The organism is Streptomyces sp. NPDC004126 (assembly GCF_050275515.1).
GTDB lineage: Bacteria > Actinomycetota > Actinomycetes > Streptomycetales > Streptomycetaceae > Streptomyces.
Genome location: NZ_JBNNPF010000019.1, coordinates 29,042 through 54,480, shown reverse-complemented (window position 1 = coordinate 54,480; position 25,439 = coordinate 29,042). Strand labels below are relative to the sequence as shown.

Annotated in this window: 19 protein-coding genes; 12 read left to right on the top strand and 7 right to left on the bottom strand. The window is 74.3% G+C overall.

Annotated features, from left to right (window positions below; translation table 11 throughout):
- The first annotated feature begins 124 nt into the window (after window positions 1–124).
- From ACQKM2_RS19545 to ACQKM2_RS19525, 5 genes are all read left to right on the top strand, one after another.
- Window positions 125–1,120 (top strand): SMI1/KNR4 family protein, encoded by a 996-nt coding sequence (locus ACQKM2_RS19545; RefSeq protein ID WP_427711247.1) that lies wholly within the window; start codon window positions 125–127, stop codon window positions 1,118–1,120.
- 7 nt (window positions 1,121–1,127) lie between these two features.
- Complete coding sequence (locus ACQKM2_RS19540) at window positions 1,128–3,689, top strand: SUKH-4 family immunity protein (RefSeq protein WP_427711245.1); 2,562 nt, start codon at window positions 1,128–1,130, stop codon at window positions 3,687–3,689.
- A 125-nt stretch (window positions 3,690–3,814) separates the two neighbouring features.
- Entirely contained in the window at window positions 3,815–4,687 is an 873-nt protein-coding gene (locus ACQKM2_RS19535; RefSeq protein WP_427711243.1) for a cellulose-binding protein, read from the top strand.
- A gap of 99 nt (window positions 4,688–4,786) precedes the next feature.
- The gene (locus ACQKM2_RS19530) at window positions 4,787–5,395 is read left to right on the top strand and encodes a DUF7691 family protein (protein ID WP_427711241.1); all 609 of its coding nucleotides are present in this window, start codon (window positions 4,787–4,789) and stop codon (window positions 5,393–5,395) included.
- 1 nt (window position 5,396) lies between these two features.
- Complete coding sequence (locus ACQKM2_RS19525; RefSeq protein ID WP_427711239.1) at window positions 5,397–5,843, top strand: hypothetical protein; 447 nt, start codon at window positions 5,397–5,399, stop codon at window positions 5,841–5,843.
- On the opposite strand, the gene ACQKM2_RS19520 is transcribed toward ACQKM2_RS19525, so the two are convergent.
- Window positions 5,818–6,678, bottom strand: coding sequence for an alpha/beta fold hydrolase (locus ACQKM2_RS19520; protein WP_427711237.1), 861 nt, complete (start codon window positions 6,676–6,678; stop codon window positions 5,818–5,820). The genes ACQKM2_RS19525 and ACQKM2_RS19520 overlap by 26 nt on opposite strands.
- Window positions 6,679–6,760: 82 nt before the next feature.
- Here ACQKM2_RS19520 and ACQKM2_RS19515 point away from each other — a divergent pair, with 82 nt between their 5' ends.
- Entirely contained in the window at window positions 6,761–7,321 is a 561-nt protein-coding gene (locus ACQKM2_RS19515) for a CGNR zinc finger domain-containing protein (RefSeq protein ID WP_427711235.1), read from the top strand.
- 220 nt (window positions 7,322–7,541) lie between these two features.
- Entirely contained in the window at window positions 7,542–8,039 is a 498-nt protein-coding gene (locus ACQKM2_RS19510; protein ID WP_427711233.1) for a hypothetical protein, read from the top strand.
- Between the two features lie 49 nt (window positions 8,040–8,088).
- Here the strand turns inward: ACQKM2_RS19510 and ACQKM2_RS19505 are convergent, their stop codons facing one another.
- Together ACQKM2_RS19505 and ACQKM2_RS19500 are read right to left on the bottom strand one after the other, a co-directional pair.
- Window positions 8,089–8,940 (bottom strand): hypothetical protein, encoded by an 852-nt coding sequence (locus ACQKM2_RS19505; RefSeq protein WP_427711232.1) that lies wholly within the window; start codon window positions 8,938–8,940, stop codon window positions 8,089–8,091.
- 128 nt (window positions 8,941–9,068) lie between these two features.
- A complete protein-coding gene (locus ACQKM2_RS19500; RefSeq protein ID WP_427711230.1) occupies window positions 9,069–10,739 on the bottom strand; it encodes an MFS transporter in 1,671 nt (556 codons plus the stop codon).
- Between the two features lie 420 nt (window positions 10,740–11,159).
- Between ACQKM2_RS19500 and ACQKM2_RS19495 the strand changes: the two genes are divergently transcribed.
- Both ACQKM2_RS19495 and ACQKM2_RS19490 read left to right on the top strand, forming a co-directional pair.
- Window positions 11,160–11,936: an ABC transporter ATP-binding protein gene (locus ACQKM2_RS19495; RefSeq protein WP_427711228.1), complete on the top strand. Its 777-nt coding sequence runs from the start codon at window positions 11,160–11,162 to the stop codon at window positions 11,934–11,936.
- On the top strand, window positions 11,933–14,506 hold the full coding sequence (locus ACQKM2_RS19490) for an FtsX-like permease family protein (protein WP_427711226.1): 2,574 nt from the start codon (window positions 11,933–11,935) through the stop codon (window positions 14,504–14,506). The genes ACQKM2_RS19495 and ACQKM2_RS19490 overlap by 4 nt, the downstream gene beginning before the upstream one ends.
- 132 nt (window positions 14,507–14,638) lie before the next feature.
- Here the strand turns inward: ACQKM2_RS19490 and ACQKM2_RS19485 are convergent, their stop codons facing one another.
- The gene (locus tag ACQKM2_RS19485) at window positions 14,639–15,925 is read right to left on the bottom strand and encodes a DUF2079 domain-containing protein (protein ID WP_427711389.1); all 1,287 of its coding nucleotides are present in this window, start codon (window positions 15,923–15,925) and stop codon (window positions 14,639–14,641) included.
- A gap of 541 nt (window positions 15,926–16,466) precedes the next feature.
- Between ACQKM2_RS19485 and mfd the strand changes: the two genes are divergently transcribed.
- Both mfd and ACQKM2_RS19475 read left to right on the top strand, forming a co-directional pair.
- Window positions 16,467–20,006: a transcription-repair coupling factor gene (mfd, locus tag ACQKM2_RS19480; protein WP_427711224.1), complete on the top strand. Its 3,540-nt coding sequence runs from the start codon at window positions 16,467–16,469 to the stop codon at window positions 20,004–20,006.
- 26 nt (window positions 20,007–20,032) lie between these two features.
- On the top strand, window positions 20,033–20,599 hold the full coding sequence (locus ACQKM2_RS19475) for a GNAT family N-acetyltransferase (protein ID WP_427711222.1): 567 nt from the start codon (window positions 20,033–20,035) through the stop codon (window positions 20,597–20,599).
- 45 nt (window positions 20,600–20,644) lie between these two features.
- Here ACQKM2_RS19475 and ACQKM2_RS19470 read toward each other — a convergent pair whose 3' ends face one another.
- The 3 genes from ACQKM2_RS19470 to ACQKM2_RS19460 all read right to left on the bottom strand — a co-directional run bounded on the left by ACQKM2_RS19470 (window position 20,645) and on the right by ACQKM2_RS19460 (window position 23,131).
- A complete protein-coding gene (locus ACQKM2_RS19470; RefSeq protein WP_427711220.1) occupies window positions 20,645–21,508 on the bottom strand; it encodes a hypothetical protein in 864 nt (287 codons plus the stop codon).
- A gap of 65 nt (window positions 21,509–21,573) precedes the next feature.
- On the bottom strand, window positions 21,574–22,281 hold the full coding sequence (locus tag ACQKM2_RS19465) for a hypothetical protein (protein WP_427711219.1): 708 nt from the start codon (window positions 22,279–22,281) through the stop codon (window positions 21,574–21,576).
- A gap of 67 nt (window positions 22,282–22,348) precedes the next feature.
- Window positions 22,349–23,131 carry a hypothetical protein gene (locus ACQKM2_RS19460; protein WP_427711217.1) on the bottom strand — a complete coding sequence of 261 codons (783 nt, stop codon included), beginning with the start codon at window positions 23,129–23,131 and terminating at the stop codon, window positions 22,349–22,351.
- Window positions 23,132–23,310: 179 nt separating this feature from the next.
- Here ACQKM2_RS19460 and ACQKM2_RS19455 point away from each other — a divergent pair, with 179 nt between their 5' ends.
- Window positions 23,311–25,380 carry an N-6 DNA methylase gene (locus ACQKM2_RS19455; protein WP_427711215.1) on the top strand — a complete coding sequence of 690 codons (2,070 nt, stop codon included), beginning with the start codon at window positions 23,311–23,313 and terminating at the stop codon, window positions 25,378–25,380.
- Window positions 25,381–25,439 lie beyond the last annotated feature (59 nt).

Sequence of the window (25,439 nt, the reverse complement as noted above, 5' to 3'; positions counted from 1 at the left end):
AATATTCGTATCAATTCGGATGTTCCCGCCCCGTCGGCGCACGCGCGGCTCGGGGGCGGGTGAGGGTCTTGCCCGAGCACATAGGCTGTGGTGAACCAGCCAGATCCAGCAGGGGGCTACCGCCATGACGACAGGTCGGCTCGGGCAGCAGGCCGCGCCACCCAACGCCGCTTACTCGGGGCAGGTCGTGCACTTCCCGGACCCGGTCCGGGCTGCTCGGCATCCCCACGGAGTGCGGATGGACGCCAACGGTCATCCCGATTTCTCGCGCTACGCGCGCGCGGCCGTGGAGATCGCCGAGCCCCCGGAGGGCTTCGGCGTGGACGAGCTGCGCCTGACGGACTTCGTGTCCGCCAACGCGGCGATGCGTGCCGCCGCCCACCCGCTGTGGGACACGGTGGGCCCGGTGGCGACCCCGCACGGCTGGACCTGGCACCACGTCGCGGGCTCGCGGCGGATGGAGCTGGTCCCGGTCGAGGTGAAGGCGCTGCTGCGGCACCACGCCGGTCTGGCGACCGCTCCCGTGGACCACGACAAGCGCGGGGCGCGGCCGCTGCAGGAGGCGCGTCCGGCGCACCTGGGGCTGCCGAAGGCCCTGGTGTCGGTGTCGGAGCCGCAGGTGCAGGGCGTCGAGGAGGACCTCGGCTACCGGCTGCCGGAGGCGTACCGCTCGTTCCTGAAGGCGGCGGGCGGCTGCGCGCCGGTGGGCGCGGGGCTGCTGGTGGAGCTGGGGCTGCTGGTGGACCAGCCGTTCTTCACGGTGCGTGAGGAGGCGGCGGTCAACGACCTGGTGTACGTGAACAAGTGTCTGCGGGACCACCTGACGAAGGACTACCTGTGCGTCGCCTTCGTGCAGGGCGGGCTGCTCGCGGTGAAGGTGAGGGGCGAGGGCGTGGGCTCCGTCTGGTTCTCCCCCTACGACGACGCGCGCGACCGGGACGGCTGGACGGTGCAGGAGCGGGTGGAGCGTCTGTTGCTGCCGTGCGGTGCCGATTTCGATGCCTTCCTGGAGCGGTTGGCGGGTAACCCGCCGGAGCTGGAGACGGTGGCCGGTCTGATGGTGGACGGCGGATTCGCGCGTTCGGTTGCAGTGTCCGGCGCCGGCATGGGTGAGGGGTGACGGCGTCGTGGTGACGTTCGCGCAGGCGCAGGAGCGCGCCGAGGAGTGGATCAACGGGGACGTGCCCGCGTACCAGCACCGTGAGGTGCGGGTGCGGGAGTTCGGGCTCGGGTTCGTGGTGTGGGCCGAGGACCGGGCGGCCGGTCCGGTGTCCGGCGGCGGCCGGCAGCGGCTGGTCATCGCGCGGGACAGCGGCGAGGTGACGTTGTGGCCGGGGCTGCCGGTGGGTGAGGTGATCCGGCGGTACGAGGAGGAATACGGGGCCGCTGCCGCGTCGGCGGCTTCGGAGGCTTCGGTTCCGCCGCCGCGGATCGATTCGGAGCAGACCTCGTTCATGCTGACGCCGCCGCAGTGGCTGCAGGAGGCGGCGGACCGGGCGGGGATCCCGCCGGCGGGCTCTTCGGGTGCGGGTGCGGGTGTCGGTTCCGGTGCCGGTGCCGGTGCCGGTGCCGGTGCCGGTGTCGGTTCTTCGGGCGCCGGTCCGGTTCCGCTCGGGCGCGGGGGCGAGGTGCCGTACGAGCCGACCGCGAACGACGGGGTGCCGGCCGGGTCCACGCCGTGGGCCGGGACGGACGTGAACTCCGGCGCCGAGGACGGCTCCGTTCCGCTGCCCGCCACGGTGTTCGCGCCGCCGCTCTCCGGCTCCGACCTGGATGACGCGCCCTCCGCCTCGGGGGTGGCCCCGGAGGCCAAGACCACGCTGATGGCGGGTGGCAGCCAGCTGCCGAGGACGACCGTGGCTCCGGCGCTGTCGGTTCCGGCGGATGCCGGGTCCATCGCCGACGCGCCGACGAGCCGTGCCCGCGTGTCCCCGCCGGGCGGTGTCGCGCAGGCGCCGCCGCAGCCGCCGCAGGCGCCGCCGGTGCCGCCGGCTGGTGCGCCCGGGGCTCCGGGTGCTCCTGGGGCTCCCGGTGCGCCCGGTGGCGGGGCGCAGTACGCCGCCACGATGCTGGCCGCGCCGGGCATGACGCCGGGGGCTCCGGGTGTGCCGCCGGCGCCTCCTGGTCCGCCCGGGGCGCCTGGTGCTCCCGGTGCTCCTGGTGCGTCCGGTTCGCTGGGCGGGGGGCTGGACCATGCCGCGACCATGCTCGCCGGTCCCGCCGTGGTGCAGCCGCCCGGCCCGCCGGCGCCTCCCGGTCCGCCCGGTCCTCCGGCTCCGCCGGCGCCCCCGGGTGCGCCCGGGGCGCCTGCTGCTCCCGGTGCGCCCGGTGCGCCCGGGGCCGGTGCGCACCAGGCCGCGACCATGCTGGCGGCGCCCGGTGTGGTGCAGCCGCCCGGTCCGCCCGGGGCTCCCGGTGCGCCGACGCCTCCCGGTCCGCCTGGTGCTCCCGGTGCTCCTGGTGCGTCCGGTTCGCTGGGCGGGGGGCTGGACCATGCCGCGACGATGCTCGCCGGACCCGCGGTCGTGCAGCCGCCGGGGCCTCCCGGTGCTCCTGGCGCGCCCGGTGCTCCTGGTGCGCCCGGAGCCGGTGCGCACCACGCCGCGACCATGCTGGCCGGTCCCGGTGCGGTGCAGCCGCCCGGTCCGCCCGGCACGCCCCCCGGCCCGCCGCCCGGTCCGGCGGGGCAGCCGCCGCAGGCCCCGTCCGGTGCGCCCACGGTCGGCCCCGGCTACCAGGCGGTGCTGCGCTACCGCGCGCCCGACGGCTCCGAGCAGCAGCTGATCCGCCGCTCGGCGCCCGGTACGCCGCACCCGGAGTGGCAGATCCTGTACGAGCTCCGCGCGATGAACGTGCCGCCGCAGCAGGTGCTGGAGCTGCACACCGAGCTGGCCTCCTGTGAGCTGCCCGGTGGTTACTGCGCCCGGATGATCCGCGAGACCTGGCCGCAGGTGCGGATCACGAGCGTGGCCCCGTACGGGACCGACCACGCGGGCCGTCAGCAGGGCATGCGCCACCTGCTCACCCATCAGGGTGAGCTGCACCAGGTGGCGGACGGGCCCGCGCGTCCCGCGCCGGTCCGGGCGCCGCTGCCGCAGGTCCCGCTCCAGCCGGCGATCCCGATGGACGCGATCGCGCAGGAGCTGGCGGGTGCCTTCGGGCCGCAGGGCGTGTTCCGTTTCGACCAGCGGGCGGTGTCGCGCCAGGGCGTGCCGGAGATCGTGGCGCAGACCCTGATGTGGGCGGGTCTGCCGGTCGATTTCGGGCCGTTCTTCTGGGCGCAGGCGGTGCCGGGTCAGCCGGTGCCGACGCTGGCCGAGCTGGCGGCGCAGCGCGGGGTGCAGCCGGCGTCGGACGCGGGCTCGTACCTGGTCGTCGGCAGTGACTTCGGCAAGGCGCTGTGCGTCCAGTACGGGACGGCGCACATAGTGGCGGTGCCGGTGGAGGCCGGTCCCGGCGGGGCGCCCGTGCCGCCGCAGTTCGTGAATTCGAGCCTGCCGCAGTTCGCACGTTCGCTGGCGATGCTGGGTCACATGTGGCGGCTGCGTCAGCATCTGACGCCGGAGCAGGCAGGGCACTGGACCGTCGATTTCCAGGCGAATCTGGCCGGTCTGGACAGCGCGGCGCTGGCTTCGCCGGAGAGCTGGTGGTCGGTGCTGCTGGAGCAGATGTGGGACGGACTGCTCTGACGCGGTGAGCGTGCGTGTGGCCGGGCCGGGTCCCCTCGTGTGGGGGACCCGGCCCGGCCATTCCGGCTTCTGCGAGCAAATGACGCATCCTTGACAGCAATCCCCGCGAGAGAGGCGCTCCCAGGATGACTGCACCCTTTGCGACTGTGCGCGGTCGTGGCTACCGGACGGACGAAGTCGACCGCTATCTCGCGCGGCTGTCCGGCAGCCGGGACGAGGCCTGGGAGCGGGTGGCGCGGCTGACCGTGCTGGCCCGTCAGATGGAGGCGGAGGCCGAGCGGTTGCGTGCGGCGGTGGCCGCGCTGGCCCCGCAGACGTACGACGAGCTGAGCGAGCGGGCACGGCGGATCCTGCAGCTGGCGCAGGAGGAGGCGGAGGTCCTGCGGGAGGAGGCCCGGGCGGACGCGGCGGAGGCGGCGGGTGCGGCCGAGGCGCATGCCGACCGGGTGGCCGAGCTGGCGCGGCACGACGCGGAGGCGGTGCGCGAGCAGACCGAGGTGCGGGCGCGGCAGGGGCTGCTGCGGGCGCAGCGGGAGGCGGACGGGCTGCGGGCGGAGGCGCGCGAGGACGCGGCGGGCTGGCGGTCCGAGGCGCAGGCCGCGCTGGCGGAGACGGGGCGCCGGGCGCGGGCGCTGCTCGCGGAGCGGGAGCAGGAGCAGGTCGAGCGCTGGGACGCGTCGGGGCGGGAGCTGGCGGCGGGGGCGGACGAGCAGGACGCGCGGTACGCGGAGCTGGAGCGGTACGCGGAGGCGCGGCTGGCGGAGGCGCGGCGCGGGTACGCGGAGGCGGAGGAGTCGGCGCGGCACGGCCAGGAGGACGCGGAGGCGCGGGCGGAGGAGCTGGTGGCGCAGGCGCGGGTCCGGGAGGAGCGGACGGGGCGCGAGACGGACCGGATCCTGCGCGAGCACCAGGAGGCGCAGGAGGAGATGCGGGCCCACATGAGCCACGTCCGCTCCAGTCTGGCGGCGCTGACGGGCCGGGCGCCGGCGGAGGGGTAGCGGCCGGCCCGCGCGGCCGGGTGCCTGCCGGGAGGGGCGCCGCGGGGCGGGGAGGGTGTCGCCAAGTGGGTTGTCAGTGGGCGGCGTTAGCCTCGCGGTATGAGTTCTTCGCTGAGTGTGTACCTGCTCGATCTGAAGGCCGTGCACGCCCTGGTCGGTTCGCGCGACGACGCGCTCCTGGAGGTGGTCCGGGAGCGGTTCGCCGCCGATCTCGCCCATGACGACGACTGGTTCGACTCGGAGATCGAGAACGGCGCGCCGAGTGCGTACGAGGCGCTGCGCGCGGTGGTGTACGGCGGGCCGTTCAGTGAGGACCGGGAGCACGCCTTCCAGTACGCGTACGCGTACAAGCGGCTCTGCGACCTGACGGGGTCCTTCCTCGACAACTCCTCGTTCTCCCCGTACCGGGGCGACTGGCTGGGGATGGTCGACGCGGGGCTGCGGGCTCTGAAGATCGACGCCGTTTCGGTCGAGGACTTCGACTTCTCGGACCTGCCGGGCGGGCTGCCGTCCACGTACACGCCGGGTTGCGGCGAGTGGACGTACGAGGAGTGCGTGAAGGCGCTGGAGCAGTTCGAGGAGACCAAGCGGCGGGGGGAGGTCCCGCTGCTGGACAGCGAGGTGGCGGAGGCCGTGGGGGACGTGCTGGGGTGGCTGCGGCAGGTCGAGGCGCGGCCGGGGTTCGGGATCGTCGGGTTCCGGTCCTAGGGTGCGCGGGGTGTTGGGGCGGGCCGGGCTCGGGGTGGTGTCCGGCGGGGTGCCGGAGGGGGTGGTCCCGGCTGTCGGCGGGTACGGCTCCGCGGAGGTGTTCGGAGGCGTCTACGTCCGGTACGCGGATCCGCGGCTGGTGGAGGCGCTCAACGAGTGCTGGCACCGGCTCGCCGTGGCCGAGGGGCTGTTCGGCGAGGGCGGTGAGTTCCTGCTGATGCCGCCGGGCGGTGAGGGCGGCTGGCGGCGGGTGCGGCTGCTGGAGGGGTGGGACCTGATGGGGGCCGGTGCGGAAACGTTTCTCGGGGCCGCGGCGGGCCGCCCGGACTTCACGGCGCTGGCCCTCGACGGCGGTGTCGCCGTCGTCGCCGCGTCGTACGAGGGCGGGGCCGGGGTGTACGCGGTGCGCGACCCCGGGAGCGTCACCGGCCGGAGGTTGTGGGGGTGAGGAAGTCGCGGATCAGCGGGGCGATTTCGGGGAGGTGGGTCTCCAGGGCGAAGTGGCCCGCGCCCTCGAAGACGTGGACCTCGGCGTGGGGTGCGTCGCGGAGGTAGGCCTTGGCGCCGGCCGGGGTGAAGAAGGGGTCGCCGGCGCCCCAGGCGACGAGGACCGGGACGGCGGCCGTGCGGAGCCAGGCCTGCCAGGCGGGGTAGTGGGCGAAGTTCGAGGCGTAGTCGAAGGCGAGGTCGGCCTGGGCGTCGGTGCGGCCGGGCAGCCCGAGGTAGTGGACGTCGAGGGTCCAGTTGTCGGGGGAGATCAGGGCGGTGTCCGCGACGCCGGTCTCGTACTGGAAGCGGGTGCCCTCCTCGGTGAACAGGGCGCGGACGCGTTCCTCGTTGCCGGGTACCTCGCGGCGCAGTCCGGCGAACTCGCGGGCGGCGTCGGAGAGGCCCTCGTCGTACGCGTTCCCGTTCTGGACGATCAGGTGGGTGACGCGGTCGGGGCGGCGGCTGGCGAGCCGCAGTCCGACGGGGGCGCCGAAGTCGAAGACGTAGAGGGCGAAGCGTTCGAGGGCGAGGGCGTCGGTGAAGCCCTCCACGACGTCGGCGAGCCGGTCGAAGGTGTACGTGAAGCCGTGCGGGGCGGTGGTGCGGCCGAAGCCGGGGTAGTCGGGGGCGATCAGCCGGTAGGGGGTGCCGGCGAGCGCGTCCATGAGGCGGGTGAACTGGTGCGAGGCGGTGGGGAAGCCGTGCAGGAGCAGCAGGACCGGGCCGTCGGCCGGGCCGCTCTCGCGGTAGGCGACGGTCACGCCGTCCACGTCGACGGTGCGGTGAGCGATCATCACATGCCTCCTTGGGCTTCGGTGGCATTAGTCTGCGGTAGAGGCGGCTAATGGGTCAAGGGGGATTGCTAGCATTAGCGGCGTGAACCTCTTCCCGCTGCTGGGCGAGCCCCTGGCCCTCGACCTGCTGAACACCCGGCCCGCCGGTGCCGGCGACCTCATCGCCGACCGGGCGGGACTCGCCGCCTGGCTGGCCGAGGAGCCCGGGCGGCTGAGCCGCGTCGCGGAGGTCGGGGAGGCCGAGGTGGCCGCCGTGCACGCCGTGCGGGAGGCGGCCGGGCCGCTGCTCGCCGCCGCCCGGCGCGGCGAGCGGCCCCCGCCCGGCGCGCTGGCCGCGCTCAACGGGATCCTCGCCGCCGCCCCGGCCCGCACCGAGCTGGCCTGGACGGCGCTGACCGGCATGACGGCGGCCCCCTACCGGGAGGCCGCCCCCGCGCAGCGGCTCGCCGCCGAGCTCGCGGAGGCCGCGGTGGAGCTGCTGACGGACCCCCGGGTGACGACGGTGCGCGAGTGCGAGGCGCCGGACTGCGTGCTGCTGTTCCTGCCGGCGCACCCGCGCCGCCGCTGGTGCGTGGCTTCGGCGTGCGGCAACCGGGCCCGGGTGGCGCGCTACTACGCCCGGCACAAGGGGGAGGGCGCGTGAGCCGCGAGCAGGGGTCGCTGACCGGGACCCCGAGGGGCGGCGGGTGAACCGGAGCTCCCCGGAGGAGGGGGCGGGGTGGGCCCGCGAGGGGCAGGGTGGGTGAACCTCGGGGCGCGCTCCCGCTGAGGAAAGGTTTCGCCAACGCGTCGCGCTTCTACGCTCCCTCCCGGATGCCACCGGACCGGCATCCGCCCGTGGAAGAGAAGAACGGAACCCCCTCATGCGTCTTCGCACCACCGCCGTAGCCCTCGCCGGAGCCCTCACCCTCGTCCTGCCGGCCGCCGCCACCGCCCTCGCGGACGACGGCAAGGCCCTCAGCTACAGCTTCCAGCAGAACGGCGAAAGCAAGACCGGGCAGGTGAGCGACCTGGCCGAGGACAAGTGCCACGCGCTGGCCGTGGCCGACGCCCCGATCAAGGAAGTCGTCAACGAGACCGACAAGGTGGCCCTGTTCTTCGACAACAAGAACTGCGAGGGCGAGCCGGTCGCGGCCGCGGGCCCGGGTGAGAAGGCGGGCGACTTCGAGGCCTCCGCCGTCGCCTTCGAGTCCGACAAGCAGGCGCCGCCGGCCCAGCCGGGCGAGAAGGACAAGGGCGAGAAGGACAAGAGCGAGGAGGCCGCCCAGGCTCCCGTCCAGCAGCCGGCCGACAGCGACTCCTCCGACAGCTCCGACGAGGAGTCCGACTACTTCGACTCCCCGTTCCGCACGATCGGCTGATCTCGGCTCGACGGACGGGGGCCCGGCACCCGAGGGTGCCGGGCCCCCGTCATGCCCGCGGGGCCGGCACCGCGGCGGCGGGGGCGCCCTCGTAGCGGTACGGGTCGCTGCGCAGCCCGCGCGAGGCGACCACCACCGTGAACGGCGGCTTCGCCGTCTGCGGCAGCCGGGCCGTCAGGGCCCCCGTCGCCGGATCCGGTGCCGCCTCGACCGGGGTGCCGTCGACCGTGAGGCGGGGTTCGGTGAAGCCGCCGCCCTCCACCCGGAGCAGCCCCTCGGGGGTGACGGTGACGTCGGTGATCACCGGGTTGGCGCGGGTGGCCATCTTGTTGACCAGGTAGGCCCCGGCCGGTGCGCCGGTCAGCGCCCAGATCTCGGCGGGCAGCCGGGGGAGCCCGCCGCCCACGTCGGAGAGGAAGAAGAGGACGACGTAGAGCATGGTGACCGCGCTGAGGGCCACGTACTGGAGGTCCACCAGGTCGGTCCGGCCGCTGTCGTTCGCGATCAGCTCCCGCAGCGGGCGGCGGCCGCCGGGGGTGGGCTTGGGGGCCGGCTTGGCCATGCTGCCGCTCTCCAGCCGGAAGCCGACGACCGCCTTCGCCGCGATCAGGGCCGCGTACGGGCCCCCGAGCAGCGGCAGGTACACCGAGGTCAGGGACGACAGCGGGCCGTCGGAGCCGGTGGCGCGGAAGTAGGAGACGCCGCCGCCCGCCGTGAGCCCGTACGCGAGGATCGCGAGCAGCAGCCAGACCAGGAGCACCGTCCAGGCCAGCGCGAGGGTGGTGGAGGTGGAGAGCCGGCCGTCGCGGCCGGTGACGAAGCCCGGCCTGCGGCGCAGGCGCAGGGCCACCGGCCCGGCCAGGGCGGCCAGTAACGCGAGCGCGAAGAGTGCGGATGCCATGTCGTCCCCCCGGATGCGGTCCTGGGCAAGAGGGTCACCCACTGGGTCCGAACATGACAACCCGACGCGCGGGCCGGAGGTGGGTGGACCCGCCCCCGCCCAGCCCCGTCCGCCCCGCCCGCGCCCCGCTAATCGTGCTCCGGCAGCACCGGGAACCTGCGCGGTGCCACCAGCAGCAGCACCAGCAGCGCCGCCACCCCGGCGGCAGTGGCGCCGAGGAAGATGTGCTCCACCGCGGCCGCCACCGCCGCCCGCAGGGGCTCGGCGGCGGCCGGCGACAGCCGGCCCGGCTCCGCCAGGGCCCGCGCCACGTCGTCGAGGCGCTCCGGCAGCCCCGGCAGCGGCGTCCCCGCCAGCCGGGCGGCGACGGTCGCGTTGGCCACCGCCCCCAGCAGCGCGGCGCCCACGCTCTGCCCGACGGTGCGGCAGAACAGCACCGAGGCCGTCGTGGTGCCCCGCTCGGCCCAGCCGACCGTGGACTGCACCCCGACCACCAGCGGCAGCTGGAACAGCCCGAGGGCGGCGCCCAGCAGCAGCATCACCAGTGCGGGCTGCCAGGGCCGTGCCGGGTACGGCAGCAGGGTGAAGGCGAACAGGATCGCCGAGCCCAGGCCCACGCCCAGGGCGGCGGTGTCGCGGAAGCCGATGCGCCGGTACACGTGCTGGCAGAAGGCGGCCGACAGCGGCCAGCTCAGCGTCATCAGGGCGGTCAGGAGCCCGGCTCCGACCGGACCGAGCCCGAGCACGGACTGGGCGTACATCGGCATGAACACCATCGGGGCGACCATCAGCAGCCCCATCGCCGCCATCGCCAGGTTCACGGCGGCGATGGTGCGCCGGCGCCACACCCAGCCGGGCAGGATCGGTTCCGCGGCCCGGCGCTCCACCCTGACCACCACCGCCGCCAGGACCGCGCTCGCGCCCAGCAGCGCCAGCGAGGGCGCCGACAGCCAGGGCCAGGCCACGCCGCCCTGGACCAGGGCGAAGAGCAGCAGCCCGCCGCAGGCGAAGACGGCGAGGGCCCCGGCCCAGTCCACCGGGCCCCGGCGGCCGGGGGAGCGTACGGGTTCCACGAGGTGGCGGGCGGTCAGCCAGAGGGCCAGCCCGGCCAGCGGCACGTTGATCAGGAAGGTCCAGCGCCAGCCCGCGTACCCGGCCAGCGTCCCGCCGAGTGCCGGGCCGAGCAGGGCGGAGCTCGCCCACACGGTGGTCATCCGGGCCTGTATGCGGGGGCGGTCGCGCAGCGGGTAGAGGTCGGCGGCCAGGGTCTGCACGGTGCCCTGCAGGGCTCCGCCGCCCAGCCCCTGGACGATGCGGAAGGCGATGAGCGCGGCCATGTTCCAGGCGGACGCGCACAGGAGGGAGCCGGCCAGGAAGAGGGCGGTGCCGAAGAGGAGGACGGGCTTGCGGCCGAAGGTGTCGCTGAGCCTGCCGTAGACGGGCAGGGTGACGGTGACGGCGAGGAGGTAGCCGGAGAACAGCCAGGAGAAGACGGCGAAGCCGCCGAGGTCCCCGACGATCTGCGGGACGGCGGTGGAGACGATCGTGCTGTCGAGCGCGACCAGGGCCATGTTCAGCATGAGCGCCACCACCACCCGGGCGGGCGGCCGTCCGCGCCCGGCCCCGTGGGTCCCGGAGTCCGGCCCCGAGGCCGTTCCGGGTCCGGGGCCGCCCGCGGACGGGCTTCCTCCGGGGTGGTCGGCGGGGTCCGCAGCGCCCTCCGTGGAAGCTTCCGTCGAGCCTTTCGCCCGGGTTTCTCCTGCTTCCACCGTGTTCCCCTCGTCTGCGGGGATCACCATCTCACCGGGCCGCTCCGGGCGGAATCCCCGTCTCACGGACGCCCGGCCCGTCCGTGCCCCCTACCCCAGGTCCGCCGGAGGGTGGACAACCCCTAGGGGTGGCTCAGCATTTGGGCCCAGGGGACGTTCGTCCCGGCGGAGGAGGACGGGAGGCCCGCGAGGTCCTTAACTGGTTCATATGAGCGGGGCCGCCGGGGGGTGGGGGTGGGGTTAACCCCCCGGTGGATACGGCGATGGGCACCAGCGCGCCCGGGCCCCCCGCACCGCAGACTTCGACGGCGGCGGTACGCATACCGGCCACGCGCATACCGGCCACGCATAGACCGGCCACGCACGGACCGGCCGCGTACGCGCCGGCCGCACCGGCACCGGCACACGCACACGCACACCAACAGGGGAGACAGCACCGTGACAACGGCGATGACCGAGACCAGGCACGGGAGCGGCGGGGGACAGAACTCCGTCGCGGCCCGGGCGCGCCAGGTCGTCAAGGCCTACGGCTCCGGCGAGACCCGCGTCGTCGCCCTCGACCACGTGGACGTGGACATCCACCGCGGCCAGTTCACCGCGATCATGGGCCCCTCCGGCTCGGGCAAGTCCACGCTGATGCACTGCCTGGCCGGGCTGGACACGGTGACCGGCGGGCAGATCCACCTGGAGGACACCGAGATCACCGGCCTGAAGGACAAGAAGCTCACCCAGCTGCGCCGGGACAAGATCGGCTTCATCTTCCAGGCCTTCAACCTGCTGCCCACGCTCAACGCCCTGGAGAACATCACCCTCCCCATGGACATAGCGGGCCGCAAGCCGGACCCGCAGTGGCTGGACCGGGTCGTCCAGACGGTCGGCCTCGCGGGCCGCCTCAAGCACCGCCCGACCGAGCTGTCCGGCGGCCAGCAGCAGCGCGTGGCGGTCGCCCGCGCCCTCGCCGCCCGCCCGGCGATCATCTTCGGCGACGAGCCGACCGGAAACCTGGACTCCCGGGCCGGCGCCGAGGTCCTCGGCTTCCTGCGCCAGTCCGTCGACCAGCTGGGCCAGACCATCGTGATGGTCACCCACGACCCGGTCGCCGCCTCCTACGCGGACCGCGTCATCTTCCTCGCCGACGGCCGCATCGTCGACGAGATGCACGCGCCCACCGCCGACCAGGTGCTCGACCGGATGAAGGACTTCGACGCGCGCGGGCGGACCTCGTGACCGTCATGAAGACCGCGCGGCGCAACTTCCTCGCGCACAAGGGCAGGATGGCGCTCTCCGCGGTCGCCGTGCTGCTGTCGGTCGCCTTCGTCTGCGGGACCCTGGTGTTCACGGACACCATGACCACCACCTTCGACAAGCTGTTCGCCGTCACCAGCTCCGACGTCACCGTCAGCCCCAAGGAAGCCGAGGAGGGCGAGGAGGTCTCCGCCCGCGGCAAGCCGGAGTCCCTGCCCGGCTCGGTCGTGGAGAAGGTCCGCGGCGCCGAGGGCGTCAAGTCCGCCGAGGGCGGCGTCGTCTCGATGGCCGTCACGGTCGTCAACTCCAAGAACGAGAACATGGGGTCGACGACCGGAGCCCCGACCATCGCGGGCAACTGGAACGACAACGAGCTCAAGTCGATGAAGATCACCTCCGGCCACGCCCCGCGCGGCCCCACCGAGGTGATGGTCGACGCCGACACCGCCGACAAGCACAAGCTGAAGCTCGGGGACGAGCTGCGCACCATCGCCGTCACCGGTGACGTCCGGGCGAAGATCAGCGGTATCGCCTCCTTCACCGTGACCAACCCGGGCGCGGCCATCGTCTACTTCGACACCGCCACCGCCCAGGAGAAGCTGCTCGGCGCCCCGGGCACCTTCACCCACGTCAACGTCACCGCCAAGGACGGCGTGACGCACGAGCAGCTGAAGAAGAACGTGGCGGCCGCCGTCGGCGCGGACACGTACAAGCTGCAGACCGCCAAGGAAGCCGCGGCCGCCAACAAGAAGGACATGGGCTTCCTCGACGTCATGAAGTACGTGATGCTCGGCTTCGCCGGCATCGCCTTCCTCGTCGGCATCTTCCTGATCTTCAACACCTTCTCGATGCTGGTCGCCCAGCGGACCCGCGAGATCGGCCTGATGCGCGCCATCGGCTCCGACCGGGGCCAGATCAACCGCTCGGTCCTCATCGAGGCGTTCCTGCTCGGCGTCGTCGGCTCCCTCGCCGGAGTCGCGGCGGGCGTGGGCCTGGCCGTCGGCCTGATGAAGCTGATGGGCCAGATGGGCATGCAGCTGTCCACCGCCGACCTGACGGTCAAGTGGACGACCCCGGTCATCGGCCTGGTCCTGGGCATCGTCGTCACCGTCGTCGCCGCCTACGTCCCGGCCCGCCGGGCCGGCAAGGTCTCCCCGATGGCCGCCCTGCGCGACGCCGGAACCCCCGGCGACAAGAAGGCCGGCACCGTCCGCGCGGTCCTCGGCCTGGTGCTCACGGGCATCGGCGCGGCGGCCCTCTTCCTCGCCGCGGCCGCCGACAAGGCCTCCGCGGGCTCGCTGTGGCTGGCCGTCGGCGTGCTGTTCAGCCTGATCGGCTTCATCGTGATCGGCCCGTTGCTGGCCGGCGTCGTGGTCCGGGTGCTCGCCGCCCCGGTGCTGCGGCCCTTCGGCTCCGTCGGCCGGCTCGCCGAGCGCAACGCGCTGCGCAACCCGCGCCGCACCGGCGCCACGGCCGCCGCGCTGATGATCGGACTGGCGCTGGTCGCCTGCCTGTCGGTGGTCGGCTCCTCCATGGTGGCCTCCGCCACCGACGAGCTCGACCGCACCGTCGGCGCCGACTACATCGTCGCCTCGCAGGGCGGCCAGCCGATGATGCCGCAGGCCGAGCAGGCCATGCGGGGCACCAAGGGCCTGGACCACGTCACCGCGTACCGCGAGGTCGAGGCGAAGATCACCGCCCCGGACGGCACGTCCGCCCAGGACCGCCTCAGCGTCACCGACCCGACGTACGCGCAGGACGTGCGCCGCAAGATGATCGCCGGCGCGCACCAGGACGCGTACGCGGCCGGCTCCATGGCGGTGGGCTCCCTCTACGCCGACAAGCACCACGTCAAGGTCGGCGACGAGCTGACGGTCGCCTTCAACGGCGGCAAGACCGTCAAGCTGAAGGTCGCGGCGATCACCTCGGACGAGGGCAACCTCGACAAGGGCGTGAAGTACATCAGCACCGCCACCGCCGAGGCCAACATCCCGGCCGACCAGCTGGCGCGCCCGTTCATGCTGCTGGCCAAGGCCGAGAAGGGGCAGGCCGACAGCGCGTACACGGCGCTCAAGGCGGCCATGGCCGAGTACCCGCAGTACAAGGTGCTCAACCAGACCGACTACAAGCAGGACCTCAAGGACCAGGTCGGGCAGCTGCTCAACATGGTCTACGGGCTCCTCGCCCTCGCGATCATCGTCGCGGTGCTGGGCGTCGTGAACACCCTGGCCCTCTCGGTGGTCGAGCGGACCCGCGAGATCGGCCTGATGCGCGCCATCGGCCTCTCCCGCCGCCAGCTGCGCCGCATGATCCGCCTGGAGTCGGTGGTCATCGCCCTCTTCGGCGCCCTGCTGGGCCTCGGCCTGGGCATGGGCTGGGGGGCCACCGCCCAGCAGCTCCTCGCCCTCCAGGGGCTGAAGGTGCTGGAGATCCCCTGGCCGACCATCATCGGCGTCTTCGCCGGCTCGGCCCTGGTGGGCCTGTTCGCCGCACTGGTCCCGGCCTTCCGGGCGGGGCGGATGAACGTCCTGAACGCGATCGCCAGCGAATAGCGGGGCGGTCGTACGGGGGAAGGAACGGGGGAACCACGGGGGAGCAGTACGGGGGAACGCGCCGGCCCCGGACCGTCCGCAGGGACGGTCCGGGGCCGGCGTCGTGCGTCGGCGGCTCGGCGGTTCAGCGGCTCACAGCATCCGCTGGAGCAGGACGTACCCGCCCGCCTCGCCCATCAGCGCGAAGCGCGACCCCGGGTGCAGCCGCTCGGCGAAGGCGACGGGGTCGCCGGCCCGGCCGTCGGAGCCGTCGTAGACGAGGAAGGCCGGCAGGACCCCCTGGGTGCCGCCGAGCCAGTACACCTGGCAGCGCGAGGTCAGCCGGGTCAGCGGCCCGTAGACCGCCTCCACCCGCGAACCGTCCGGGATCTGCGCCAGCAGCCGTTCGACGGCGGCCACCCGCGCGGGCTTCTCGTACGCGGACCGCTCGCCGAGCCGGGCCAGCGGCAGGGTGGTCGCGCTCAGCGCGAGGGCGGCGGCGAGCACGGCGCCGGGCAGCTGGTGGGCGTACGCCCGCACGCGCGGCCGGGGGCTGCTCCGGGCGGTGTCGAGGGCGTCGGCCAGGGCCAGGGCGACGACCGGCATCAGGACGGCGCTGTAGTGGAAGCCGGTGGACCAGTAGTACGGGTCTACCGCCAGGAACCGCCAGCCCAGGGTGGGCACGGCCACCAGCAGCAGCGGGGAGCGCAGCGCGAGGAGCCCGGTGGTGGGGACGAGCACCCAGCCGAGGGTGGTCAGCTTCGTGCCGAGGCCGCTCAGCGGGCCGCCGCCGGCCTCGCCCCCGCCCCCGCTTCCGCCGAGCTTCTCCCAGTAGGCGTAGCCGTCGGCGGCGAAGCCGGGGATCACCACGGTGAACACCAGTGCGGCGGCGGCCGCCCCGGCCACGGCGACGGCCGCCGCGAGCCGCGCGGCCCGCGGGTCGGCGCGCCGGGCCCGCCAGGCGGTGACGAGGGCCAGGGCGGCCAGGGTGATCCCGAGGTCCTCCTTGACCAGCAGCAGCGGCAGCCCCCACCCCAGGGCGGCCCGCCAGCGGCGCGCGAGCAGCGCCTCCAGGGCGAAGGCCAGCAGCGGTACGGCGAAGCAGATCTCGTGGAAGTCGAACTCCACGGCCCGCTGGATCCCCCAGGACAGCCCGTACGCCGCCCCGAGCGCGAGCCCCCGGGCCCGTCCGAGGAGCTTCGCCGAGGCCCGGGTGACGGGCAGCGCGGACAGCGCGAGCAGGGCCGCCTGCACCACGAGGAGGGTGACGGGGGTCGGGAAGACCCGGTAGAGCGGGGCGATCAGGGCGATGACCGGGCTGAAGTGGTCGCCGAGGATGTTGAAGCCCGGCCCCTTCAGGTCGACCACGGGCGGCCGGAGCCAGGCGTAGGCCCTGACCGCCTGCTCGAATATCCCGAGGTCCCAGGAGGTCTCCTCCATCCGCCGGTAGCGGGTCACCGAGAGCACGGCGTACGCGAGGAACAGCGCGGCGGTGAGCGCGTACGGCGCCCGGCGCGCGGCCCGCCCGGCGCGGTCGCCGGCGCCGGGGCGCGTCCGCGGAGCAGGGCCCGCCCCGCGACACCCGGAACGCACGTGCCCCGCGGCGGGCGGAATACCGAGTGCGTCCCGTACGAGGGCGACCGCCCGGGACACCGGGAGCACGGACCGGGCGGTGCGGGGCCCGCCCTCCGGGCGGACGGCGCTGCTTCGCGGACACCCCCTGGGGGTGCTTCCGGGTATCGGCATCCGGACAGATTCTCACCCCCGGCCGGAATGCTCCCCTCCGCCCCCCTGCCCGCCGCCGGGGACGGCTCCCGCGCACCCGCCACACCCGCGCCGGACCGCAATGCCCCGCGCGGCCGGGGGAGCGGCGTCATAGGGTGGGAACCCCCCGGCCCGTTCACGTGTCGGGCCCTTCGCGTTGCCCCCGCACCCCCGCACCCCGCACCCCTCGCCCCTCACCGGATGGAAAGCCTGTCTCATGAGCCTGCACGGACTGCTCGACGCCGTCACCCGGGATCCCGCCCTCGCCGAGGCGGTCACCGCGGCCGGGGACGGCAACCGCATGCACGTGGACCTCGTCGGCCCGCCCGCCGCCCGGCCCTTCGCGATCGCCGCGCTGGCCGCCCGTACCGGGCGGACCGTCCTCGCGGTCACCGCCACCGGCCGGGAGGCGGAGGACCTCGCGGCCGCGCTGCGCTCCCTGCTGCCCCCCGACGAGGTGGTCGACTACCCGGCCTGGGAGACGCTGCCGCACGAGCGGCTCAGCCCGCGCAGCGACACCGTCGGCCGCCGGATCGCCGTGCTGCGCCGGCTCGCGCACCCGAGCAAGGACGACCCGGCCGCCGGGCCCGTCTCGGTGGTCGTCGCCCCCATCCGCTCCGTGCTCCAGCCGCAGGTCAAGGGGCTCGGGGACCTGCTGCCGGTGAGCCTGCGCCAGGGTGACACCGCCGACCTCGGCGTGGTCACCGAGGCCCTGGCGGCGGCCGCGTACGCCCGCGTCGAGCTGGTCGAGAAGCGCGGCGAGTTCGCCGTGCGCGGCGGCATCCTCGACGTGTTCCCGCCCACCGAGGAGCACCCGCTGCGCGTGGAGTTCTGGGGCGACGAGGTCGAGGAGATCCGCTACTTCAAGGTCGCCGACCAGCGCTCCCTGGAGATCGCCGAGCACGGGCTGTGGGCCCCGCCCTGCCGGGAGCTGCTGCTCACGGACGAGGTCCGCGAGCGGGCCGCGGCGCTCGCCGAGGAGCACCCCGAGCTCGGCGAACTGCTCAACAAGATCGCCGAGGGGATCGCGGTCGAGGGCATGGAGTCCCTCGCCCCGGTCCTCGTCGACGACATGGAGCTGCTCATCGACGTCATGCCCGCCGGGGCGATGGCCGTCGTCTGCGACCCGGAGCGGGTCCGCACCCGCGCCGCCGACCTCGTGGCGACCTCGCAGGAGTTCCTGATGGCCTCGTGGGCGGCCACCGCCGGCGGCGGCGAGGCCCCCATCGACGTCGGCGCGGCCTCCCTGCGCGGGATCGCGGACGTGCGCGAGCACGCCCGCGAGATCGGCATGATGTGGTGGTCGGTGTCCCCCTTCGCGGCCGGCGAGGAGGACCTGGCCGGCGGCGACGTGCTGAAGCTCGGCATGCGCGCCCCCGAGGCCTACCGGGGCGACACCGCCCGCGCCCTCGCCGACACCAAGGGCTGGATCGCCGACGGCTGGCACACCGTCTACCTCACCGAGGGCCACGGCCCGGCCGCCCGCACCGTCGAGGTGCTCGGCGGCGAGGGCATCGCGGCCCGGCTGGAGCCGAGGCTGGAGGTGCTGGAGCCCTCCCTCGTCCACGTCGCCTGCGGTTCGATCGACAACGGCTTCGTGGACCCGGCGCTGAGGCTGGCCGTCCTCACCGAGACCGACCTGACCGGTCAGCGCACCGCCGTCAAGGACCTCGGCCGGATGCCGACCCGGCGCCGCAAGTCCATCGACCCGCTCACCCTGGAGGTCGGCGACTACATCGTGCACGAGCAGCACGGTGTCGGCCGCTACATCGAGATGGTGCAGCGCACCGTGCAGGGCGCCACCCGCGAGTACCTCCTCGTCGAGTACGCGCCGGCCAAGCGCGGCCAGCCCGGCGACCGCCTGTACATCCCGACGGACCAGCTGGAGCAGGTCACCAAGTACGTGGGCGGCGAGGCCCCGACCCTGCACCGGCTCGGCGGCGCCGACTGGACGAAGACCAAGGCGCGGGCGAAGAAGGCGGTCAAGGAGATCGCCGCCGACCTGATCAAGCTGTACAGCGCGCGCATGGCGGCCCCCGGCCACACCTTCGGCCCGGACACCCCCTGGCAGCGCGAGCTGGAGGACGCCTTCCCGTACGCGGAGACGCCCGACCAGCTCACCACCATCGCCGAGGTCAAGGAGGACATGGAGAAGTCGGTCCCGATGGACCGGCTGATCTGCGGCGACGTCGGCTACGGCAAGACGGAGATCGCGGTCCGGGCCGCCTTCAAGGCGGTGCAGGACGGCAAGCAGGTGGCCGTCCTCGTCCCCACGACCCTGCTGGTGCAGCAGCACTTCGGCACCTTCTCCGAGCGCTACAGCCAGTTCCCGGTCAACGTGAAGGCGCTGTCCCGCTTCCAGACCGACACCGAGTCCAAGGCCACCCTGGAGGGCCTCAAGGAGGGCTCGGTGGACGTGGTCATCGGCACCCACCGGCTGTTCTCGCAGGAGACCAAGTTCAAGGACCTGGGCCTGGTCATCGTCGACGAGGAGCAGCGCTTCGGCGTCGAGCACAAGGAGCAGCTGAAGAAGCTCCGCGCCAACGTCGACGTGCTGACCATGTCCGCGACCCCGATCCCGCGCACCCTGGAGATGGCGGTGACCGGCATCCGCGAGATGTCGACGATCACCACCCCGCCGGAGGAGCGCCACCCGGTGCTCACCTTCGTCGGCCCGTACGAGGAGAAGCAGATCGGCGCCGCGATCCGGCGCGAGCTGCTGCGCGAGGGCCAGTGCTTCTACATCCACAACCGGGTCGAGTCCATCGACCGGGCGGCCGCGAAGCTGCGCGAGATCGTGCCCGAGGCGCGGATCGCCACGGCCCACGGCCAGATGTCGGAACAGGCCCTGGAGCAGGTCGTCGTCGACTTCTGGGAGAAGAAGTTCGACGTCCTGGTCTCGACGACGATCGTCGAGTCCGGCATCGACATCTCCAACGCCAACACGCTGATCGTGGAGCGCGGCGACAACTTCGGCCTCTCCCAGCTGCACCAGCTGCGCGGCCGGGTCGGGCGCGGCCGCGAGCGCGGGTACGCGTACTTCCTGTACCCGCCGGAGAAGCCGCTGACGGAGACCGCGCACGAGCGGCTGGCCACCATCGCCCAGCACACCGAGATGGGCGCCGGCATGTACGTGGCGATGAAGGACCTGGAGATCCGCGGCGCGGGCAACCTGCTGGGCGGCGAGCAGTCCGGGCACATCGCGGGCGTCGGCTTCGACCTGTACATCCGGATGGTCGGCGAGGCGGTGGCCGACTACCGGGCCGCCGTCGAGGGCGGCGGGGCGGAGGAGGAGCCGCCGCTGGAGGTGAAGATCGAGCTGCCGGTCGACGCGCACGTCCCGCACGACTACGCGCCGGGCGAGCGGCTGCGCCTGCAGGCGTACCGGTCCATCGCGGCGGCGAACTCCGAGGCCGACATCAAGGCCGTCCGGGAGGAGCTGACGGACCGCTACGGAAAGCTGCCGGAGCCGGTGGAGAACCTGCTGCTGGTGGCGGGGCTGCGGATGCTGGCGCGGGCCTGCGGGGTCGGGGACATCACGCTCCAGGGGCCGAACATCCGCTTCGGGCCGGTGGAGCTGCGCGAGTCGCAGGAGCTGCGCCTCAAGCGGCTGTACCCGGGGACGGTCCTCAAGCCGGCCACCTCGCAGGTGCTGGTGCCCCGCCCGAAGACGGCCAAGGTCGGCGGGAAGCCGCTGGTCGGCCGTGAACTGCTGGCCTGGACCGGGGAGTTCCTCACCACGATCCTCGGCTCGTAGGGCGCACTCGTGCATATGATCGGATGATGATCACGCCGACGACGCTCCGGTCCGCCGCGACGGCGGACCTCCCGGCCCTGTCGCTGCGCCCCTGGCGGGAGGACGACGTCCCCGCGCTGGTGGAGGCGTACGCCGACCCGGTCCTGCGGCGCTGGACCGCCGAGTCCCCGGACGACGCGGCCGGCGGGCTGCGCTGGGTGGCGCAGCAGCGGCGGGGCTGGGAGGCGGGCCTGCGGTTCGCCTTCGCGGTACTGGAGGCCGGGCCGGGGGACGGGCCGGGCCGGCTGGTGGGCGGTGCGGTCCTCAAGCGGGCCGTGCCGGACGGCCCTTCGGCCGAGGTCGGCTACTGGACCGCCGCCGCCGCGCGGGGCCGGGGCGTCGCCCCGCGCGCCCTGGAGGCCCTGACGGCCTGGGCGTTCGAGGTCTTCGCCGGCTCCGGACTGGAACGCCTCGACCTGCTGCACCAGGAGGACAACGGGGCCTCCTGCCGGGTGGCGGAGAAGAGCGGCTACGTCTTCAGCGCCACGCTCCCGGCGGCCCCGCCGGAGTTCCCGCTCAGCGGCCACCTGCACGTCCGGCCCGCCGGGGTCTGACCTGCGGGCGCGGTCCCCGGGTCGGACCTGCGGGCGCGGTCCGGGTCAGACCGGTTCGCCGACCGCGCCGCCGGTCTTGGAGAGGTCCAGGACGTCGGAGTCCTTCGGGGAGGCGGTGTCGACCGGGACGTCGAAGGCCGAGAAGGTGACCGCGCCGGTCGTGTCGCCGCTGATCGACGACTTCAGGATGTAGGGGGTGCCCTGCGTCGCGACCCAGTCGGTCTGAGTGCCCTGCCGGGCGGGGGAGGTGACGGCCAGCGCCGGCGTGCCGTCGACGGTGCCCGTCTCCCCCTTGCGGGCGAGCGGGCTGCCCTTGCCGAGGTCGTCCGTCAGCTTGCCGAGGTTGCAGCTGCCGGTCATCGGGGCGGCGCGCGGGTCGGTGGCGGGGAGCTTGACCCAGCGGTCGGCGAGCACGGCGACCATCTGGTCCGTCTGCTTCTGCGAGGCGTGCTTCTGCTTGGCGGCTCCCCGCCAGTAGTCGGCGTCGCCGCGGAAGTGGACGAGCTCGGGGGACTTGATGATGTCCATCTTCCCCATGCCGTCGAGGCGGACGGCGCCGTTGCAGTTGCCCTTCTTGTCGAGGGAGAGGTCGATCCGCATCGGCTTGGCCTCGTACTCCACCGTGGCCGTGACGTGCATGGACTGCGCCTTGCGGGTGGCCTCGCCGGCCCGGGTGAGGATCTCCGCCCCCGACAGGTCGGCCAGCGCCCGTCCGCCCTTGGCGTCCGACGGGGCGGACGGCGACGCGGACCCGGACGCGGACCCGGACGCCGCGGGCGACTGGGAGGCGCGGGCCCGGCTGCCGACGTCGGAGGCCCGGCCGTCGGCGGGCAGGCACGCCGTCAGGCCGCCTCCGATCAGGGCCGCGGCGGCCAGTGCCGACGCGGTGGTCTTGGTACGGCTGCGCATCTCGGTTCCCCCTGGAGCGGCGATCGGTCTCTGCGTTCGAGCGTAGGGGGTGGCGCCGACACCGGTCAGCCGGGGCGGCGCACGCCGGTGTACTCGACCGAGCCGGAGTCCGGCCCCTGCTGCGCGTGCTTGACCAGGTACGGCACCGCGTCCAGCAGGACGTGGTCGGTGACCTCGGAGCCGTCGGGGGTCTTCGACCTGAACACCGCCACCGGCTTGCCGTTCTGGCGGGCGTCCGGCTCGCGCCGGATGTCGGTGGGTCCGGCCGGGAAGGCCTGGTCGGGATGGGCCGCCGCGCACAGGGCGCGCAGGTGTGCGACCGCGGGGTCGGAGGTCCTGGCGTCGATCCATCCCCCTTCGGCGTCCGGGGACTTGGGCGGTGCGTCCCTGAACTGGTCCTTGAGGAAGCCCTCGTCGCCCTTGAAGGAGAGCCGGCCGCCTTCCATCAGGATCTCCCCGGTGCCGGCGCGCGCGACCGTGACCTTGCCCCAGCAGCCGCCGTCCCCCTCGAAGGTCAGCTCGGCGCTGATCTCGCGGTCGCCGGCGGTGCGTGTGACGAGCGCGTTCTTGGCCTCGGTCCTCGCCGTCTCCTCGTACGCGGTGCGCAGGACGGCGGCCGGGTCCTTGCCCGCGAGCGGGTCGGGCGCCGCGGAGGAGGCCCGGGGTCCTGCCGCGGCATCGTTGCCGGGGCCGCAGCCGGTGGCGGTCAGCAGGGCCGCGCAGGCGAGTGCGGTCGCCGTCGCGGACACGGTTGCGGGCATGGTGGTGCGCATGAGCTGGTCCCCCCTGGGATCGTTCAGGATCCGGAGGGTATCCGGCGGGTGTCCGGAGGCGCTGGAGTCAGGACTTCTTCCAGGTCGCGCAGCCCGTGGTCTTGAAGTAGCCGTCCTGCGCGGAGACGGTCACGACGGCCGGGCCGGTGGGGTTGTCGTTGGCGGCGATGGAGTCGATGTCGTGGGCGGCGTTCTTGGCGCGCTCCCAGTAGCAGCCGGCCGAACCGGCGGCGGGGCCGCTCGACTTGTAGGTGCCGGGGGCGAGGTCCAGGCCCACCTTGAACATGCCGCCGTCGCCCGCGGCCTCGGTCTTCGGGGCGTCGGAGACGGCCTTCGGGTCGACGCTCTCCCAGTCGTTGCAGCCGTTGGACTTGAAGAGCTTGTCGCCCGCCTCGACGGTCACGTAGCTGGTGCCGACGACGTTGTCGTTGGCGAGGATCGACTCGACCTCGCCCGAGGCGTCCTTGGCGCGCTCCCAGTAGCAGCCCAGGCCCTTGTTGCCGGTGGTGCGGTAGGTGCCGGGCTGGAGGTCCGAGCCGACCTGGAAGGTGCCGCTGCCGCGCATCGCCGCCTTCTTGCCGTCCTTCTTCGGCTCGGACGGCTTCGCGCTCGTCTTGCCGCCGGCCGTGGGGCTGCCGCCCGGCTGGGAGCTGCCCGGCTGGGCGCCGCCGCCCGCCGCGGGGCTGCTGCCGGCCGCGGCCGGCTTCTTCGCGCCGGTGTCCTTCGAACCGCTCGTGCCGCCGCCCCCGGTGCAGGCGCCCAGCGCGACGAGGGCGACGAGCGCGCCGGTGCCCGTGAGGACCCGGTGGCGGGCGAGCCGGCTGTGGCGCGGGGTGGAGGACTGGGACATGGGTGTGCTCCTGTCTCGGATCTCACGGATCTCACGGATCTTTCGCGGCGGCCGACGTTCTCCGCTTGTTGACGGGAACATCACAACAGAGGCTGTGAACCGAGTCAACACGATTCACGGGATTGATTCGATTCACGCTGTGAAGTGGAATCCGGAGTGTGCACCGGTATGCTCCCGGCATGCTGGAGGAGAACGTCCCCGAGGTCACCGCCGCCGAGATCGCCCGCCTGGCCGGGGTCGGCCGGGCCGCCGTGAGCAACTGGCGCCGCCGCCACCCCGACTTCCCGAGGCCCGTCGGCGGCACCGAGACCAGCCCCTCCTTCGCGCTGCCCGAAGTCGAGGCGTGGCTGCGCGCCCAGGGCAAGCTCGCCGAGGTCCCGCTGCGCGAACGCGTCTGGCAGCAGGTCACCGCCCACCCCGGCGGGGCCGTCGCCGCCCTCGTCGAAGCCGGCGCCGCACTGCTCGTCGTACGGGACCGACCCGCCCAGTGGCTGGAGCTCGCCGCCCTCCCCGACGACCGGCTCGCCGAGCGGCTGCCCGCCGTACGGGACGAGGCGCTCACCGCCCGGCTGGGAGCCGGCCACCCGGTGACCCCGCGCCCCGCCGCCCGAGCCGTCACCCTGCTGCGGGCCGTCGCCGAACTCGCCGCCGGCCTCGGCGCCCGCCAGGCCTTCGAGTTCCTCCTCGGCCGCCACCTGGAGGCCAACCCCCGCCAGTACACGCTGACCCCCGACGGCTGCGCCGAACTCATGGCCGGCCTCGCCGGACCCGGCGTCCGCACCGCCCTCGACCCCGCCTGCGGCACCGGCAGCCCGCTGCGCGCCCTCACCGGCGCCACCGTCCTGCACGCCCAGGACGCCTCCCCCGAACTGGCCGCGCTCGCCGCGCTCCGCCTCGCCCTGCACGGCTCCGCCCAGGTCCGCGCGGCCGCCGCCGACAGCCTGCGCGCCGACGCCTTCCCCGACGCCGCCGTCGACGCCGTGCTCTGCCACCCCCCGTTCAACGAACGCAACTGGGGCCACGAGGAACTCGCCTACGACCCCCGCTGGGAGTACGGCTTCCCCGCCCGCACCGAATCCGAACTCGCCTGGATCCAGCACGCCCTGGCCCGCCTGCGCGAGGGCGGCACCGCCGTGCTCCTCATGCCGCCCGCCGCGGCGGCCCGCCGCTCCGGCCGCCGCATCCGCGCCGACCTGCTGCGCCGCGGCGCCCTGCGGGCCGTCGTCTCCCTCCCCGCCGGCGCCGCACCCCCGTACGGGATCCCGCTCCAGCTGTGGGTGCTGCGCAAGCCCGCCCCCGGCACCGCCGCCCCGGCCGGGCTGCTGCTCCTCGACACCGCGGGCCTCGACCCCGACGGGCCCGCCCAGGCGCGGGCCGCCTGGCCCGACGTACGCGACGCCGTCCTCGCCACCTGGACCGCGTACGACCGCACCGGCGCCGTCCCCGAGACCCCCGGCGTCAGCCGCGCCGTACCCGTCGTCGAACTCCTCGACGACGACGTCGACCTCACCCCCGCCCGCCACCTGCCCCCGCCCGCCGCCGGCGGCGGCCTCGCCGAACTGGCCGCCGTCCGCGACCGGCTCGACGCCACCCTCGCCCGCGCCGCCCGGCTCACCCCGCCGCCCGCGTCCCCCGCCGGCACCGGCCCGGCCGCCGCCCAGCCCGCGGCCGCCTCCCCCTCCCAGACCACCGTCGGCGAACTCGCCCGCGCCGGAGCCCTGCTGCTGCGCGCCGGCACCGGCACCGGAACCGGCGAACTGCCCGTCCTCACCGAGTACGACGTCTACGCCGGAACCGCCCCCTCCGGCACCGCGGCCACCCCCGGCCCCGACACCGTCGAGACCCTCGTCGCCGAACCCGGCGACGTCGTCGTCCCCGTCGTCGGCGCCCTCTCCGCCGCCCGCGTCGTCACCGATGACCCCGCCAGCGGAGCCGGCGCCGTGATCGGCCGCAACCTCCAGCTGCTGCGCCCCGACCCGGCCGCCCTCGACCCCTGGTTCCTCGCCGGGTTCCTGCGCGGCACCGCCAACACCCGCCGCGCCAGCAGCCACGCCTCCACCGCCACCCGCCTCGACGTGCGCCGGCTCCAGCTGCCCCGGCTGCCCCCCGCCGAACAGCGGCGCTACGGGGCGCGCTTCCGGGCCCTCGCCGAGTTCGAGGACGCGCTGAGGCTGGCGGGACGCCTGGGGGAGCAGCTCGTACAAGGCCTCTACGACGGACTCTCGGACGGCACCGTCACACCCGAGTGACCGTGCTGCGACCCTGCAACGGTTGGGTCCATCCCCTCACGAACGGCCGGAAACGCTGT